Here is a 15,203-nt window from a genome sequence, read left to right as displayed (position 1 = left end):
TCTACTATTTTCGCTGCTCATTATACGATATTGCCGCCCTGCAATTCACCCAGTTGCTGATAACGGCGGTACAGGTGACGGTATACGCGTACACGTTCGGGATGAGGGTGGTACTCACCTTCAAATCCGGGCGACATGGTGCGCTGGGCGTGGTCTATATCCGGATGTACCCCGGCTACGACCGCGGCACACATGGCAGCGCCCAATGCACAGGCTTGTTCCGTTTTTACGGTCTTGATGGGCCGTTCCAACACATCGGCCAAAACTTGCATCACGTAGGGCGATTTTTTGCTGATTCCACCCGTGGCGATGACTTGCTCCACGGGGATACCCTCGGCTTCAAAACGGTCGACAATGGCCTTGGAGCCAAAGGCGGTGGCCTCAACCAAGGCTTTGAACAACCGTGGTGCATCGGTGCCCAGCCGGATGCCAGTAATCCATCCGGTAAGTGTCGGATTAACGTCGGGGGTTCGCCTTCCGTTCACCCAATCCAATGCTACTTCATCCGAGAGCGATACGGGGAGGGCGGCCGCCTGTTGGTCCAGGGCGACCAGTAGGCGATCTGCAAACTGATTTAATGTGTGCGGGCCCGATGAGTCATCACGCAAAATGGTAAGCGGATAGGTCAGCAAGCGCGCGAACCACTGATACAGGTCGCCAAACGCCGACTGCCCGGCTTCCATGCCCAGCATGCCGGGTATGATGGAGCCGTCTACCTGACCGCAAATCCCGTTTACCAACTGGTTGGCATGCCGTTCCGCCGGTGCTACAAGCATATCACAGGTGGAGGTACCGATGACTTTCACCAACGCATAAGGTTTGATCATGGACCCTACAGCGCCCATATGGGCATCGAGCACACCCACGCCGATTTTGATATCGCGAGGCAAGCCGGTCCGATCGGCCCACTCGGGAGCGATGACACCGGCCGCTTCATCCGCGGTATAGGTTTGATGGAAGTGGCGATCGCGGATGCCCTCTAACCGGGGGTCGAGGGCGGTGAGGAAGTCTTGTGACGGGAGTCCGTCAAATTCAGCATGCCACATCGCCTTGTGGCCCGCGGCGCATCGGCTGCGCTTGATCGCCAACACGTCGGTAGTGCCACATAACAACGCCGGTATCCAATCACAATGTTCTAACCAGGAATAGGCGCCTTCCGCTACAGCGCGGTCGTGGCGGACAACATGGAGTAACTTTGCCCAAAACCACTCGGATGAATAGCTGCCACCGGAATACTGGGTATAGTCTACTTCCCAACGACGGGCCAGCTGGTTAATCTCTGCCGCTTCATCGATGGCGGTGTGGTCTTTCCACAACAGGAACATGGCATTGGGGTTGCTCTCGAATCCAGGCAATAAAGCCAACGGCGTGCCGTGACGGTCCACAGCCACCGGTGTGGAACCCGTCGTATCGACCGACAGCGCGCGGATACCTGCAATCACGTCGTCCGAAACACCGGCAAGTACGTTATGGATGACGGTCTCCATGGCGTCGATATGGTCGAGCGGATGCTGGCGGAATTGTGACCTGCCGTTGTCGCAGTATAACCCTTCGGCCCATCGCCGATAATGCGATACCGCACTACTGATTTCCCTACCGTTCGCCGCATCCAATAACAGGGCGCGTACGGAGTCTGTTCCGAAATCGAGCCCAATCACATAGTTCTGCTTGGCTTCATTCATTAGTCCAAATTTACGTTTCCACAAAGATGGACAACCATGCCGAGTTCATCAAGCGCGGCTGCCTTGATGCGGCAAGCCCGATGTGCCAGCGATTCGCTATCTGCGTACACGACATGGATGTGGTTGGCTTGATGGCGGGCCATCAATTGGTCGCGCCCTACCCCATCCAATACGGCATGCATGATGGGCCATTCGGGTGAGGTAGACTGCCACCGTCGTTGGGTTTCTGCTTCGGGCAGGGCCACCGCCCTCCCCATGCCCAAGTCGGCATGCAGCTGACCACCCTTGACGTAGATACGGCTCCATACGATGGGGCCGGGTTTGCTTACCCCACGCAGGGTACCGCCGCCCAGCCTGAAATACATGGGCGACTGCCGCCAGCTGCTGGCCGACGCATAGCCACCATCGAAATGCGCTGCTGGAACAGCGCCCGAAATGAGGAACACCCATACGAAATCGTCAATACCTTCGCCTTTGTAATGTTCACCCCAACGGATATCATGCAGTGTATTCTCGCCGGTCATGCCCAGCTCGTTCCAAAGCCGGTAGGTAACCAGGGCGTCGATACCGGCACATTCATCGACCTCATTGAAATGTGGAATGGCCGTCCCGGCGAATAGTTCTTGTCCGGTTTCGGAATAGACCGGCGGACGTTCCGTGTTATTGAGCAAACCTTCTACCAGGTCGCTGGCCACGGTAAGGTCCTTCAATCCCTGCTGGTACTGGATACCGATGGTATCGCATCCGAATTCGGCCGCGATGCGCACGGCAGCAATATACATTTTACATTGCTCTAGCGTTTGTCTACGGGTCAGCTCGGTTTCTTCATTATGGCCCCACTTAAACGCCATCCCCCGTGCCAGCAACCAGGCCAACACCGCTTCCGCTTCGTTATCATCCACGGATTGCATGCGGGCATACAAGGCAGACTGGCTGAGCCGCTCCTTGAATATACCAGTGGCATGGAGCAGTTCATCCGGAACAATGGCGTTATACATGCCCATGCACCCTTCGTCGAAAACGCCCATGATGGCCTTTGCATCGCGCATCCGGCGGGCAAAAGCCCGGCCTGACCCCTCATCGTCGGCAGGGATTTCCACCTTATTAAATGGGGTCACATGGCTCACATCGTGTTGCACGCGTCCCTTGTCCAACCATTCCTTGAGGCCGTCATTGAAAAAATCGTCACTGAAATCGACACTCCACAGTGTGCTATGAGTAACGCCAGCTTTGGTAAGCGACCCGTTGAGGTTGAGCATCCCAACCAAACCGGGCCACTGGCCACTCCAGTTGGCCGCGGTGAGGATGGGGCCACCGTGGGTGGTGAGCCCGGCCAGCACATGATGGGTGTATTGCCACACGCTTTCGGCAACGATCAATGGGGCATCGGTTGGTATGGTTTTGAATACCTCCATCCCCATGCGTTGGGAGTCGATAAAACCATGCTGCTTTTCCAGATCATAAGCATGTGCCCGCTTTACGGTCTTTCCTAATCTTTCGATGGCGGCAATAAGCTGCACTTCCATCGCTTCCTGCGCCTGCCAGCAACGTTGATTTGCCGCGAGCCGCAGGTCGCCACTCGCTACCAGCCAAACTTCTTGATGTTCCATTCTATCCATATCAGGTTTTACTATGGGTACAGCACAAAGGTGCGGGTAACGGCGCGAGGTTTGTTGGTGGTTATTACCTACTTATTGTACGATGTTATCATTCGTTTGGAAATCGAAATGCTATTGCATACTTTAGTACTCAGGTTATGAATGGGCATAATAGATTCCCATTCCAACAGCAAATTATAAACCCCTTTTTTCCGGCCGCAAAGGAAAAAACATTGATTATGCGTTATGAAGCCACTTTTCCACAAAGTACCTACCCAAATCCAGGCGTCGTTCAGTGCCCGCCACGATGTCCAACCCAATTTCGGATCGCTCTGGCATTACCATCCGGAATTGGAACTCCACCATGTTATCCGGGGCAAGGGCGTTCGCCTTATCGGTGATAATATCGGCAACTTTTCGGCAGGGGAAGTCCTCCTCCTGGGTGGCAACCTTCCCCATATGTGGCAGTCTAATGAAGAATATTACCAAAACCACCCCACGCGAAAAGTGGAAGCGATCGTCATCCAGTTTCTTCCCGATTGCATGGGGCGGGATTTCACGAACCTACCCGAGATGTACTTGTTGCCTAAACTATTTGAAAACGCCCGGAAAGGCATGAAATTTACCGGAAGAACCCGTGCACGGATTGTTGAATTGATGTACAAGGTTACCCAGGCCACGGAGATGGAGCGGTTGATTATGTTGTTGTCTATCCTCAAAACGATGGCCGAAACCGACGAATACCAATCGATCGCCTCGGCCCATGCGTTCTATAAATCGAACGAAATGGATGCCGTGCGCATTAATAAAGTATGCACTTATACGTTGAGCAACTATAAAAAGGAAATCAATCTGGAAGAGATTGCGGCCATTGCCAACCTCAGCGTTACCTCGTTTTGCCGTTATTTCAAACTGATGACCAAAAAAACGTTTTATGATTTCCTGATCGAGATACGCATTAGCCATGCATGCCGGTTGCTGGTGGAGGATATCCTACCCACCGAAGTGATCTGTTTCGAATGTGGGTTCAATAACGTGTCCAACTTTTACCGGCACTTCAAGAAAATAACCGACATGACCCCACTGGAGTACAAAAAGAAATACCTGTACAGCAAGGTGGCCGTTGGGTTTTAACCGCTAGGTATCGATCTTCGCATACTTCGCGTTGCGTTCGATAAATTCGCGGCGCGGCGCCACTTCGTCGCCCATAAGCATGGAGAAAATCCGGTCGCATTCCGCGGCGTTTTCAATGGTTACCTGCCGCAGGGTCCGCGTTTCGGGATTCATGGTGGTATCCCACAATTGCTCGGCGTTCATTTCCCCAAGACCTTTGTACCGCTGCACATGCACGCTATCTTCCTTACCAGCGCCTTTGAGGCGTTGTATGGCCGCATCCCGTTGGTCCTCATTCCAGGCGTACTGCTGTTCTTTCCCTTTCTTCACCAGATAAAGCGGTGGCGTTGCGATATAGACGTATCCGTTTTCAATCAGTTCTTTCATATATCGGAAGTAGAACGTGAGGATCAACGTGGTGATGTGTGATCCGTCAACGTCGGCATCCGTCATGATGATAACCCGATGGTAACGTAGTTTGTCGAGGTTCAGCGCTTTGGCATCGTCTTCGGTACCCACGCTCACACCGAGGGCGGTGAACATGTTCTTGATTTCCTCGTTTTCGTAGATTTTGTGCTCCATGGCCTTTTCCACGTTGAGGATTTTACCGCGCAGCGGCAATATCGCCTGGAACTCACGGTCGCGCCCCTGTTTGGCCGTCCCTCCCGCGGAGTCCCCTTCCACCAGGTATATCTCACATTTGGTGGGGTCGTTGTTGGAGCAGTCGGCCAATTTGCCGGGCAATCCGCTACCGCCCATCACGCTCTTGCGTTGTACTAGATCGCGGGCTTTGCGGGCAGCAGCTCGTGCCTGCGCTGCCAGAACGACTTTCTGTACGATGGTTTTGGCTTCTCTCGGATTCTCTTCGAGGTAATTGTTCAGGATTTCCCCCACAGCAACATCCACCGCGCCCATCACTTCACTATTGCCCAGTTTGGTTTTGGTCTGCCCTTCGAACTGCGGCTCGGCCACTTTGACCGAAATGACGGCTGTGAGCCCCTCTCGGAAATCGTCGCCGGTGATTTCCACTTTCATGTTCTTGAGCAGGCCCGACTTATCGGCATACGCTTTCAGGGTACGGGTAAGCCCACGGCGGAAACCGGCCACATGGGTACCGCCTTCTATGGTATTGATATTATTGACGTAAGAATGGACGTTTTCGGAATACGTCTCGTTATACTGCAGGGCAAGCTCAACGGGAATCCCTTGTTTGATGCCTTCCACATGGATAGGCTCCGGTATGAGCGGCTGGCGCGTACCATCCAGGAACCGCACGAACTCTTTTAAACCACCTTCGGACAAAAATGTCTCCTGCCGCAACGTGCCGTCTTCCAATTCCTCACGCTCGTCGAGCAGGGAAAGCGTTATTCCCTTGTTGAGGAATGCCAACTCGCGCAACCGGCTGGCTAATGTATCGTAGTTGTATACCGTGGTGGTGGTGAAAATAACAGGATCGGGAAGGAACGTAACTGTCGTGCCCGTACGATCACTTTCGCCGATGGTTTTGACGTCAAACTGCGGCTTCCCCTGCCGGTACTCTTGGGTGAATACTTTCCCCTCGCGGTATACCTCGGCGGTCAATACAATAGAGAGTGCATTCACACAGGAAACACCGACGCCGTGGAGACCGCCAGACACTTTGTACGTATCCTTATCAAATTTACCACCGGCATGCAGTACGGTCATCACCAGTTCGAGCGCCGATTTGTTTTCCTTTTTGTTGATGCCCGTTGGAATCCCCCGGCCGTTGTCTGCTACCGTGATGGAGTTATCTTTATGGATAATGACCTGGATATCGTCGCAGTAACCAGCTACGGCTTCGTCAATGGAGTTATCCACCACCTCATATACCAAATGGTGAAGCCCTTTAACACCGGTATCGCCGATATACATCGAAGGCCGCTTACGAACGGCCTCCAATCCTTCCAATACCTGGATATTATCTGCGGAATACGTTGAATTTTGCTTATTTTCTTCGCTCATTATCGTTTTTAAATTCGTCGCCCAAAGATACGAAAAAAGTACCACATAAGCGGGGATGGAGCACGGAAATATCGAATTTTTATCTTAGGTTTGCGCTTTGATTGAAAAGAAAACTAGAAAGACTATGAACAACGCATTCGCATGGATGGCAAAAGCTGGGATTGGCGTTTTTTTAATCGCCGGATTAATGTCTTGCAACCAGCAAGGTAAAGCACCGGCTTCCGTTTCAGCTATAGGTGATTCTACACAGGCAAACGCAGAAAAAATCGTCTACGTCAACGTGGATACGCTTTTGGAGAAATATGAGTATTTCAAAGACATCAGGACCAAGCTAGAGGAGAAAGCGAAGAAGGCGCAGGCCGACCTCCAGTCGCGCAGCAACGCGTTCCAGCGTGAGGTGGCCGATTACCAACAGAAGGCAGCAACCATGAGTGCGTCCGACCGGCAGAGCACGGAGGAGCGCCTTGCCCGTAAACAAGACGAGCTGGCCCGCCACAACCAGAACGCAAGCACTTCTTTCGCCCAGGAGGAAGCTTCTGAAAATGAAAAGCTGTATGGACGGATTACCGACTACCTGAAAAAACACGCAAAAGAAAACGGGTATAAATTCGTGCTCACCTATTCGGCAGCGAGCCCAGGCGTATTGTACGCCGATGAAAGCCTCGAAATCACCGATGAGGTGTTGACGGCGTTAAACGCGGAATACACCAAAGAGAAAGAATAATACAAGCCACGACGCGATCGATCAGCCCCGTTTAGGTGGGGTAGCCACGAAGTCCTTCAGGTAATAGGGCTCGAAATAAGCGACATCGACAAACTGTTGTTCCCGAAAGGCACAATCGGCTAAACGGCTCAGGTGGCTGGCCGAATTTTTGAAACCGGTTACGACCTCAATTGATGGGCTTTCCGCAAACAATTCCGTCAGCTTATCCGCACCGGTTCCAAAGAGGACGATACGATGCTTATCACCAAGGTACGCGAACGACTGTGAATCTACGATTACGGCGCTGGTCGGGCTGATCGATTGCAGTTGCCTGTCAAAAACGGCCGTGTACACTTCCATGCGCCGGGCATCGACCATCGGACATAGCCGGGTATTCGCATCGACAGCGCTACCACCCTGAGCGGCCGCAAAACCCGTTGCCATTGCGGCCAGTGTATCGATGCCGATCAGTGGCAAATCGGTCGCATAACACAACCCCTTAGCGGTAGAAACACCAATCCGCAGTCCCGTGTAAGACCCGGGACCCTTGCTGACGGCCACGGCCGATAGATCACCAAATGTAAGTCCAGTTTTCTGCAATAGCTCCTCCACCAATAGCGTGAGGCGCGAGGCGTGGACATTCGGCTCATCGATATCAATGTTCGCTACTGTTTCGCCGTTGACCGATAGGGCCGCGGAACACACCTGGGTGCCGGTCTCTAGTTGTAAAATATAGTGCGTGGACATACTGAACGGTAAAGTTAGCGATTTTATTTGTGCTGGTTAGTCGGTTTTCACGGCACAGGATCGTGGCCATGTCCACCCCAGGGGTGGCAACGGGTTATCCGTCTAATGGCTAACCAGCCGCCTTTGAACGGCCCATATTTGCGTATGGCTTCAATGGCGTATTGCGAACAGGTGGGAGTGTAGCGGCAGGAGGCACCCAGCATGGGTGAGAGCAGCAATTGATATGCGCGCACCAATAGGAGAAAAACACCCGCTATCGCTGCCTTAATCACGTCATTCCAGATGTAGCGTACCACCTTCATCACGCCTCATTGTGGAGCTTTTCCAACACGTCAGCCATCCGGTCGCGCATAAAGGAAAAGTCCAGCAGCTCTTTGCCCACGTATTGAATAGCAATAGCCAAGCCATATGGTTTACCTTCCATTGTGGGGTATAAGCGTTCGCCTTTCTGCAAGCGATAGCTTTCGCGCATGCGGCGTTTCAAGAGGTTGCGCTGTACAGCGTGCCGGAAACGGCGTTTGGACACAGACAGCAATACCTGCACCATTGCGGCGCCTTCAACCCGCATAAATACCACCCGGTAGGGGTAAACAAGAAAAGAAGAACCACTGTGGAAAAGGCTGTCAATCAACCTTTTGCTACACAATCGTTCTTCTTTTGAAAATGTTTTTCTTTCCATTATCGATGACCTACCCCCTATCCGGCAGAAAGCCCCGGGTGTGAGCGGTCACCGGCAATGTCTACGCTTAGGCTTTGTGGCGGCCTTCGTCCGATACCGACAGGCGCTTCCGCCCTTTTGCCCGCCTAGCGGTCAATACACGACGGCCATTGGCAGAGCTCATGCGCTCCCTAAACCCATGTTTATTCCTTCTTTTCCGTTGCGATGGCTGAAATGTTCTCTTCATGACGCTTGATATCTTTTTTTATTGTTGTCTCAAAATGAAAGCGCAAATGTACGGGTAAAACAGGTAATTATCAAATATAAGTGCCTAATTTTTCAATTCAACAACCGCACTAATGGGCAGATGGTCGGAAAGCTCCACCCTATTGGTGGTGGAAGAAACCACCTCCCATCCCGCTTTGGGGTAACAGAAAATATAATCAATGGTATTGCGCGGGTTGTTGGCCGGCACGGTGGGCTCTAGGTTCGACACAATTTTCCAATCCCCCATCCCTGCACTGATTTCTACGGCATCGGGCTGTGCATTGAAATCACCGGCCACGATAACCGGATAGCTGCTCTCCAACAACACCTCATTCAGCTTTTTTACCTGCCCCTGCCGTTCTTCGGTATTGGTATAATCCAGGTGGGTGCTGGCAAACGTGATGTATTTGCCTTCCTGGTATTCGACATCGGCAACCAATACGGCCCGTTGTTCCTTGCCGTTTGCGGTCTTAGGCAAATAAATGCGTTCTACTTTCGCCAATGGGTATTTTGACAAGATGGCAATCCCGTAGTACCCTCCCGCATAGGGAATGGTTTTTCCGTACGCCGGAATCATCCCTGTCCGAAAGGCGAGCTCGGTGGCGAAATCTTTGCCGTTCTGCGCCGGCGCCCGGTCGCGGTATGTACGGCAATCGACCTCCTGCAAGGCTACGATATCTGGCTTTTCCGCCGCAATGAAAGCAGCCAGTTCTTCCAGCGATGCAAGCTCGCCGAAGCGTAAATTATAGGAAAGGACCTTTAACTGAACGGATGATTGCTGGTCGCGCTCCGTCTCGAGTTGCGCGTATGACGAGCAGCTTACGGTAAGCAGTAGGCAGAGGAAAACGATTGGAGTTATTCTCATGAGCGATAAACTTTTTAATTAAATATGGCAAAGAAAAGGAAAACCTCCGGTTTGAAGAGGTTTTCCTTGGTTAAAATTTCACGTTACCAACTGATCAATTACCATCGTTGGTGGCGCCGTTTTCCCAGCCCGGATTTTGTTCCAACTGGGGATTTTGATTGAGCGCATCAACCGGAACGGGATAAAGATACTGTTTGGGGCCCCACACTTTCTTGTCGTCGTTGTTCGTAAACCAAGCGAGGTGGTAACCTGTGCCGTCGCCGGCCGCGTGTACCTGGATAATCTCCGCGTCGGGGTCGGTGCTTACCCGTACCCGGTACAGGTTGGTATTATTAGCGAGGGCTTCCGCCGCTGCCAACCCGGCGTCGTCAGTGTAGTAAATTACATCGTCCGAACCATTGTGATCAACGTCTAACGGCTGATTGATACCGGCGATATACATCCCTGTCCAGCTTTTCTTGAACAGATTGCCACGCCTCCATCGCCGAAGGTCGTCAAAACGGAATCCTTCGAGCGCCAATTCGACGGCACGCTCACGGCGGATTTCGAGGATCACGGGGTCGCTGATATCGGGGAAATAGTAATTCTTCAGGTAATCGTCTACAACCGTAGGTTTACTGTCGGTACCGCCCGTAATGCCTGCCCGTTCGCGCAGCGCACCGATTGTTGCTGCCCAATCGCCATCGGTGAGGGTGCCTTGTTCGGCCTTGGCCTCCGCATAGTTGAGCAGTACCTCACCGAAACGTACCAACTGGATGGCGTGGGTACTTTCGGACTGGCTGTCACCAACGGTCGCATCGACGGTCAGTTTCATCGGCTGGTACCCCAAACGGGCATAACCACTGAACACGGGCAGCGCCAATGTACCCTCCCGCTCGTAGCCGGGGTGACGCAGCGTCGCATTCAATCGTTCGTCGCGGTTCTGGAATTCTTCGTAGAAGTCTTCATATTGCCACCCCGGGCGGTCGGTGTAAGGCGTCCCGTCTTTTTGCAGGTAGGTGCAGACAAACGGCCGGATAAAGTTTAGGCCGGTACCATAGGTTTCGGATGTCCACCGCCAGTTGGCATTGTGCTTGATGCCCAATTCTGCACTTGAAGCGATGGCCAGCATCGTTTCAGACAATGGTGGGTCATCGCTGGTAAACAGGGCGCGGTAGCTGCTGTGCAGGGATTTTCCCGACTGTTGCATCACTACATAGGCGGCATCTTCCGCCCGCTTTAACCAGGTATCGGCGGAGGTGGCCAAATCCAGGTTATGGTATTTACGGAATGTTCCTTCAAACAAGGCGACCCGAGAAGCAAACGCATAGGCCACCCAATTGGTAACCATCGTTGCTTGTTTAGCATCAGCGGTACGCGTAATGTGCGCTGCGGCAAACATCAGGTCTTCGTAGACCTTTTCCATAACCAGTTCGCGCGAATCGCGCGTACCGTAAAGGATCTCCTCTTCGCTGGGATCCAACGGATGGTCTACCCACGGCACGTCACCAAACCGGCGTACCTTTTCGTAATAGAACCAGGCCCGGAAAAAACGGGCGAGGCCGATGTAGTTGTTCCTCACGGTTTCAGGAATGGCCGGATCGGTGCAGTTGGCTATAAAATAGTTGACGTTGCGTAGTTTCTCCCAATCTTGCCAGCGCCAGCCCGAAGCGTTATTCTCGCTGTACGAGTTGCGAAGCGTAAAGCCACTGAGTGTATTGGTGGCCCCGTAGTCGACCAGCGACTGTTCAACAATGGCTTGGTCATTCGCGCTGGGAAGCAGGTCGTAAAAGGAGATTGAATAAGCCGCGAGCCCTTCTTCGGAGCTGAAGACGGCATTTTTATCTGCATCGGTTATCGGTGGTTCGTCCATCTCACAGCCGGACAATAGGAAAACCACCGCTGACAAATATATGATGTATTGTTTCATCTCTTTTCTTTTTAAACGTTAGTAGGTGAACGAAAGACCAAATGACACGGTTTTCAATAGGGGGTAACTATTCCCCGCTCCTTGGTTATAGCTACTGTTCAAATCCGAATCGGAATCGCCGATGGCCGATGATACGTCCATAAAATTCTTGGCCCGTTTGTAAAGGGGCGACCAACTAGCGAGGTTCTCACCACTGAAATAAACACGGGCATTACGCATACCAATCTTCGAAACCCATTTATTGGGCAGGTTATAACCAACCTGCAGGTTTTTCATCCGGAGATACGACACCCGCTGCAAGTAACGATCATTCGGCACGTGGTTGGAGTAACCCAGCGTACCGTTATACTGCGCATACCGCGGCAGGTAGGCATCGGGATTTTCGGGCGTCCAGTAATTGCCCAGGTGCCATGCGGGCATCTGGTTATATCCGCGGTTATACTGCCCCCAGAAGGCGGTTTCCCTACCGGGGTACCAGTCTTGTTGACCGACGCCTTGGAAGAACGCGGAGAAGAAAATACCGTTCCAGTCGGCACCCAGCGTAAAGCTGTATTGGTAGCGTGGCTCCGTATTGCCGATGATGGTCATATCGCCGGGATTGGCGACTGTTTGTTCACCTTTGGTGATCATGTTATCCGCGCTTCCGTCACGGTTGCGTATTTTAAGATCACCTGCACGCCATACCGCATCGGCCGAGGCATTGAAAATGGTATTGATGTATTCGCTAGGGTCGGGATCTTCTTGGAACAGCCCGTCGGTTTCGAAACCCCACAGCTCGCCGATAACCTGTCCATCATAGTGTTCAGTAAACCTTTTGGTCGGATTATTGAATTTGTCGATCGTTGACACATAGTCAAATAGCGACCCCCGGATTTGATAGTTGAACGGCTTACCGGCCAGTGCAAACTGATCTTGCCAAGTCAGCGTGGCCTCAAACCCTTTGGTGGTCATGTCTGCGTAGTTGCCCTTCGGCGAAGGCGCACCGAAAATATTGGGCAATGTAGGGCCGAACACATACATATCGGTTGTTTTCCGGATGTAATAGTCGCCGCTGAAGCGCAGCTTCCCCTGCACCATCCCGAAATCGAGCCCCACATCGGTGGTCGTGGCGCGTTCCCAGGTAAGCCCGTCGGGAATGGGTTCGGGTGCACCGGTCCTCATATTTCGCACCCCGTCGAGCAAGCGCCCGGAGGTACTGATGCTCAACAGTTCGAGGAATTGATAGGGCGATATATTGCCATTGCCCAATGAACCGTAGGATCCCCGAAGCTTAATATCGGAAAAGATATCCTCGCTGACGTTCCAGAACGGCTCTTCCGACAACCGCCATCCCGCCGAGATGGACGGGAAAAAACCCCACTGCTGGTCGACCGGGAACCGCGATGAACCATCGTAACGACCGTTTATTTCGACCAGGTAACGGTCTTGGAAGCCGTAATTCAACCGGAAGAACATGCCCGCGGTTTTCCATCTGCTCGCGCTGGCACCTGGGGTGATCGACTCTCCTGTCGCCAGATCAACGCTCTCGGCATCCTCCAGCAGCAAACCATTACGCTGGATGCTATTGGCCTTATAAGCGGAGGTTTCGTAATTCCACCCGGCCATCGCTTTCAAGTAATGCTTTTCGGCGAAGGTATTTTCATACTCGGCATACAGGTTGGAGGCCGTATACATGGTGTGCCCAAGCCATTCGTAGATGACACCATTACGATCGCCCATGTAAGAGGGCGCTGCTGCGTCCGCTTTCTGGTAGTACGGTACTTTCACCCGCTTAGAAATTCGCGGTCGTCGTAACGAAAGGTGTAATCGCCGTTGATCCGGAAGGTGTTGTCGAAAAAATTGGTGGTGAAACCCACGGTATTCCTGAACAGGTTCCGCTGGTTGTTTTGGTAGTTATTGCCATCGACAAAAGCACCGAGTGTGGCCGCACCGCCGCGCGTATATGTACCGTCGGGATTATACATGGGCAGGCTGGGAAAGGCATTGACCTCGATATATCGCTGGATATTGGCGCTCCGGCCCTGTGCAGAAAACGGCATATGGTAACTGTTGGTAGAAAACTCCATGTTGTTGGTGATTTTCAACCACGGGTAGGCTTGCAGCGATCCCTTGGCCCGAAGGTTATAGGAACGATAGGTATCGGGATCGAAATTGTAGATACCATCGAAATCGTAGAAGCGCCCCGACACGTAGAAATCAGCCTTGTCGTTTCCACCGGAGAGGGTCAGGTTGTGGTCTTGCGTAAACGTACGGTCCTTAAACAGGAGGCCCAGCCAGTCGGTATTCGAATAATATTCGTAGTTGCCATTGGAAAGGACTTCGGTTTTCGGGCCTTCGCCCGATGCTTTCCATTCCCTCAACCGTTCCAGCCACTCATCACTGTAATACTGTGTGTTGTTATTGATGGAGGTTGGCACCGTTCCTTGCCGGTTGTAATAGGATTCCCTGAAATGTTCCACCCAGGTAACGGCGTCAGTGACGAACTCAGGCTTGCGGGCCTGCGATTGAACGGAGGTGTTGCCGGTATAATTGATTGTAGTGCGGCCTTTCTGCGGGCGCTTGGTGGTAATCAGCACCACGCCGAAAGACCCCCGTGCGCCATAAATTGCCGCCGATGCGGCGTCTTTCAATACACTGACGCTTTCAATGTCGTTCGGATTCAGGAACGAGGGGTCGCCTTCTACCCCATCGATAAGGATAAGGGCACTTCCCCCTTGACCGATGGATGTCCGCCCGCGTACATTGAACGATGCCGACCGTGTGGGTTTGCCGTCCTCCAATGAAATATTCAGGTTGGGTACGGCACCCTGCAGTGCTTGTGTCGTATTGGATGTCGACCGGTTTTCGAATACTTCACTACCCACGGATTCGACCGCACCGGTTAAGTTTACTTTGCGCTGCGTTCCGTACCCCACCACAACCACTTCTTCGAGGCTTTGATTATCGACATGGAGGGGCATATTGATCTTCGTATCGTTGCCGACGGCCCGTTCAGCCGTTAGGTAACCCATATAGGAAAAAATCAGGGTAGCGTCGTTGTTAGGTACGGTAAGGGTATATTCGCCCGACAAGTCAGTGACCACACCACCAGCCATACCTTTTACCTGCACACTCACCCCCGGCAAGGGCTCACCCCGTTCGTCAGTGACCATACCGGTAATACGGATTTCTTGTGCCACGGTAACGTCTTCCGTAATGATGACCATACCATTGTCGGCGAGTTTATACGACAGATCGTAGCCTTTCAATACTTCGCGCATAACCTGTTCGAAGCTTTTATTGCGCACCTTTACCGAAATCCGGCTGTCCATGACGGCGAGGTCGTCGCTCATAAAAAACCGCTTTCCGCTTGCCTTTTCCACCTGTCTCAATGCGTCGCGCATGGGCAGATCCTTAACGTCAATGCTCAATTTCGCGTTTTGGGAATAGACGCTGGCGTTTGCCGACAATAGTCCAACTAAAACTAGAAATAACGCTAATCTCATAATAAGGAAAAGTTTGGTTCTCCATAATATGGAGAGTTTGATATCATAATTATTATGCATAAGTTTAACATGTTAATTTTCACGAATTAATAAATGTCTAAACAGGACATGGAGCATCCGGGATGTGGCGCATCCCGATGCTTTTTTTTGTTATAATTGTTTCATCTTTTTTCCATAGGCACTCCTTTTTTTG

Annotated in this window: 13 protein-coding genes; 2 read left to right on the top strand and 11 right to left on the bottom strand. The window is 52.3% G+C overall.

Translation table 11 applies throughout. The annotated features are described in order from the left end of the window. Positions 1-20 precede the first annotated feature (20 nt). Both U9S71_RS13190 and U9S71_RS13185 read right to left on the bottom strand, forming a co-directional pair. Positions 21-1,682 carry a ribulokinase gene (locus U9S71_RS13190; protein ID WP_326327974.1) on the bottom strand — a complete coding sequence of 554 codons (1,662 nt, stop codon included), beginning with the start codon at positions 1,680-1,682 and terminating at the stop codon, positions 21-23. Next, positions 1,682-3,292, bottom strand: a complete 1,611-nt coding sequence (locus U9S71_RS13185; RefSeq protein WP_326327973.1) for a fucose isomerase — start codon at positions 3,290-3,292, stop codon at positions 1,682-1,684. The genes U9S71_RS13190 and U9S71_RS13185 overlap by 1 nt, the downstream gene beginning before the upstream one ends. Positions 3,293-3,526: 234 nt before the next feature. On the opposite strand from U9S71_RS13185, the gene U9S71_RS13180 reads away from it, so the two are divergent. Further along, the gene (locus U9S71_RS13180) at positions 3,527-4,414 is read left to right on the top strand and encodes an AraC family transcriptional regulator (RefSeq protein ID WP_326327972.1); all 888 of its coding nucleotides are present in this window, start codon (positions 3,527-3,529) and stop codon (positions 4,412-4,414) included. 3 nt (positions 4,415-4,417) lie between these two features. Here the strand turns inward: U9S71_RS13180 and gyrB are convergent, their stop codons facing one another. After that, positions 4,418-6,376: a DNA topoisomerase (ATP-hydrolyzing) subunit B gene (gyrB, locus tag U9S71_RS13175; RefSeq protein ID WP_326327971.1), complete on the bottom strand. Its 1,959-nt coding sequence runs from the start codon at positions 6,374-6,376 to the stop codon at positions 4,418-4,420. Between the two features lie 124 nt (positions 6,377-6,500). Between gyrB and U9S71_RS13170 the strand changes: the two genes are divergently transcribed. Next, complete coding sequence (locus U9S71_RS13170; protein ID WP_326327970.1) at positions 6,501-7,100, top strand: OmpH/Skp family outer membrane protein; 600 nt, start codon at positions 6,501-6,503, stop codon at positions 7,098-7,100. A 21-nt stretch (positions 7,101-7,121) separates the two neighbouring features. Here the strand turns inward: U9S71_RS13170 and tsaB are convergent, their stop codons facing one another. The 8 genes from tsaB to U9S71_RS13130 form a co-directional block, all read right to left on the bottom strand. After that, positions 7,122-7,826: a tRNA (adenosine(37)-N6)-threonylcarbamoyltransferase complex dimerization subunit type 1 TsaB gene (gene tsaB, locus U9S71_RS13165; RefSeq protein WP_326327969.1), complete on the bottom strand. Its 705-nt coding sequence runs from the start codon at positions 7,824-7,826 to the stop codon at positions 7,122-7,124. Between the two features lie 47 nt (positions 7,827-7,873). Next, the gene (gene yidD, locus U9S71_RS13160) at positions 7,874-8,128 is read right to left on the bottom strand and encodes a membrane protein insertion efficiency factor YidD (protein ID WP_326327968.1); all 255 of its coding nucleotides are present in this window, start codon (positions 8,126-8,128) and stop codon (positions 7,874-7,876) included. After that, complete coding sequence (locus U9S71_RS13155) at positions 8,128-8,505, bottom strand: ribonuclease P protein component (RefSeq protein WP_326327967.1); 378 nt, start codon at positions 8,503-8,505, stop codon at positions 8,128-8,130. Before U9S71_RS13155 ends, yidD begins: the two co-directional genes overlap by 1 nt. A 67-nt stretch (positions 8,506-8,572) precedes the next feature. After that, a complete protein-coding gene (gene rpmH, locus U9S71_RS13150; protein ID WP_326327966.1) occupies positions 8,573-8,731 on the bottom strand; it encodes a 50S ribosomal protein L34 in 159 nt (52 codons plus the stop codon). A gap of 84 nt (positions 8,732-8,815) precedes the next feature. Then, entirely contained in the window at positions 8,816-9,616 is an 801-nt protein-coding gene (locus U9S71_RS13145) for an endonuclease/exonuclease/phosphatase family protein (RefSeq protein WP_326327965.1), read from the bottom strand. A gap of 94 nt (positions 9,617-9,710) precedes the next feature. Further along, positions 9,711-11,525, bottom strand: a complete 1,815-nt coding sequence (locus U9S71_RS13140; protein WP_326327964.1) for a RagB/SusD family nutrient uptake outer membrane protein — start codon at positions 11,523-11,525, stop codon at positions 9,711-9,713. 18 nt (positions 11,526-11,543) lie between these two features. Then, entirely contained in the window at positions 11,544-13,292 is a 1,749-nt protein-coding gene (locus U9S71_RS13135) for a SusC/RagA family TonB-linked outer membrane protein (RefSeq protein ID WP_326327963.1), read from the bottom strand. Then, positions 13,289-15,010 carry a SusC/RagA family TonB-linked outer membrane protein gene (locus U9S71_RS13130; RefSeq protein ID WP_326327962.1) on the bottom strand — a complete coding sequence of 574 codons (1,722 nt, stop codon included), beginning with the start codon at positions 15,008-15,010 and terminating at the stop codon, positions 13,289-13,291. The genes U9S71_RS13135 and U9S71_RS13130 overlap by 4 nt, the downstream gene beginning before the upstream one ends. Positions 15,011-15,203 lie beyond the last annotated feature (193 nt).

Origin of the sequence: Parapedobacter flavus (assembly GCF_035818675.1) — a bacterium.
Classification (GTDB): domain Bacteria; phylum Bacteroidota; class Bacteroidia; order Sphingobacteriales; family Sphingobacteriaceae; genus Parapedobacter; species Parapedobacter flavus.
The sequence above is the reverse complement of the archived record's forward strand: the minus strand, read 5'-3'. Positions and strand labels throughout refer to the sequence as shown.

Coding starts and splice junctions, on each gene's coding strand:
- U9S71_RS13190 (WP_326327974.1), bottom strand. CDS start 1,682: ATGAATGAAGCCAAGCAGAACTATGTGATTGGGCTCGATTTCGGAACA.
- U9S71_RS13185 (WP_326327973.1), bottom strand. CDS start 3,292: ATGGAACATCAAGAAGTTTGGCTGGTAGCGAGTGGCGACCTGCGGCTC.
- U9S71_RS13180 (WP_326327972.1), top strand. CDS start 3,527: ATGAAGCCACTTTTCCACAAAGTACCTACCCAAATCCAGGCGTCGTTC.
- gyrB (WP_326327971.1), bottom strand. CDS start 6,376: ATGAGCGAAGAAAATAAGCAAAATTCAACGTATTCCGCAGATAATATC.
- U9S71_RS13170 (WP_326327970.1), top strand. CDS start 6,501: ATGAACAACGCATTCGCATGGATGGCAAAAGCTGGGATTGGCGTTTTT.
- tsaB (WP_326327969.1), bottom strand. CDS start 7,826: ATGTCCACGCACTATATTTTACAACTAGAGACCGGCACCCAGGTGTGT.
- yidD (WP_326327968.1), bottom strand. CDS start 8,128: ATGAAGGTGGTACGCTACATCTGGAATGACGTGATTAAGGCAGCGATA.
- U9S71_RS13155 (WP_326327967.1), bottom strand. CDS start 8,505: ATGGAAAGAAAAACATTTTCAAAAGAAGAACGATTGTGTAGCAAAAGG.
- rpmH (WP_326327966.1), bottom strand. CDS start 8,731: ATGAAGAGAACATTTCAGCCATCGCAACGGAAAAGAAGGAATAAACAT.
- U9S71_RS13145 (WP_326327965.1), bottom strand. CDS start 9,616: ATGAGAATAACTCCAATCGTTTTCCTCTGCCTACTGCTTACCGTAAGC.
- U9S71_RS13140 (WP_326327964.1), bottom strand. CDS start 11,525: ATGAAACAATACATCATATATTTGTCAGCGGTGGTTTTCCTATTGTCC.
- U9S71_RS13130 (WP_326327962.1), bottom strand. CDS start 15,010: ATGAGATTAGCGTTATTTCTAGTTTTAGTTGGACTATTGTCGGCAAAC.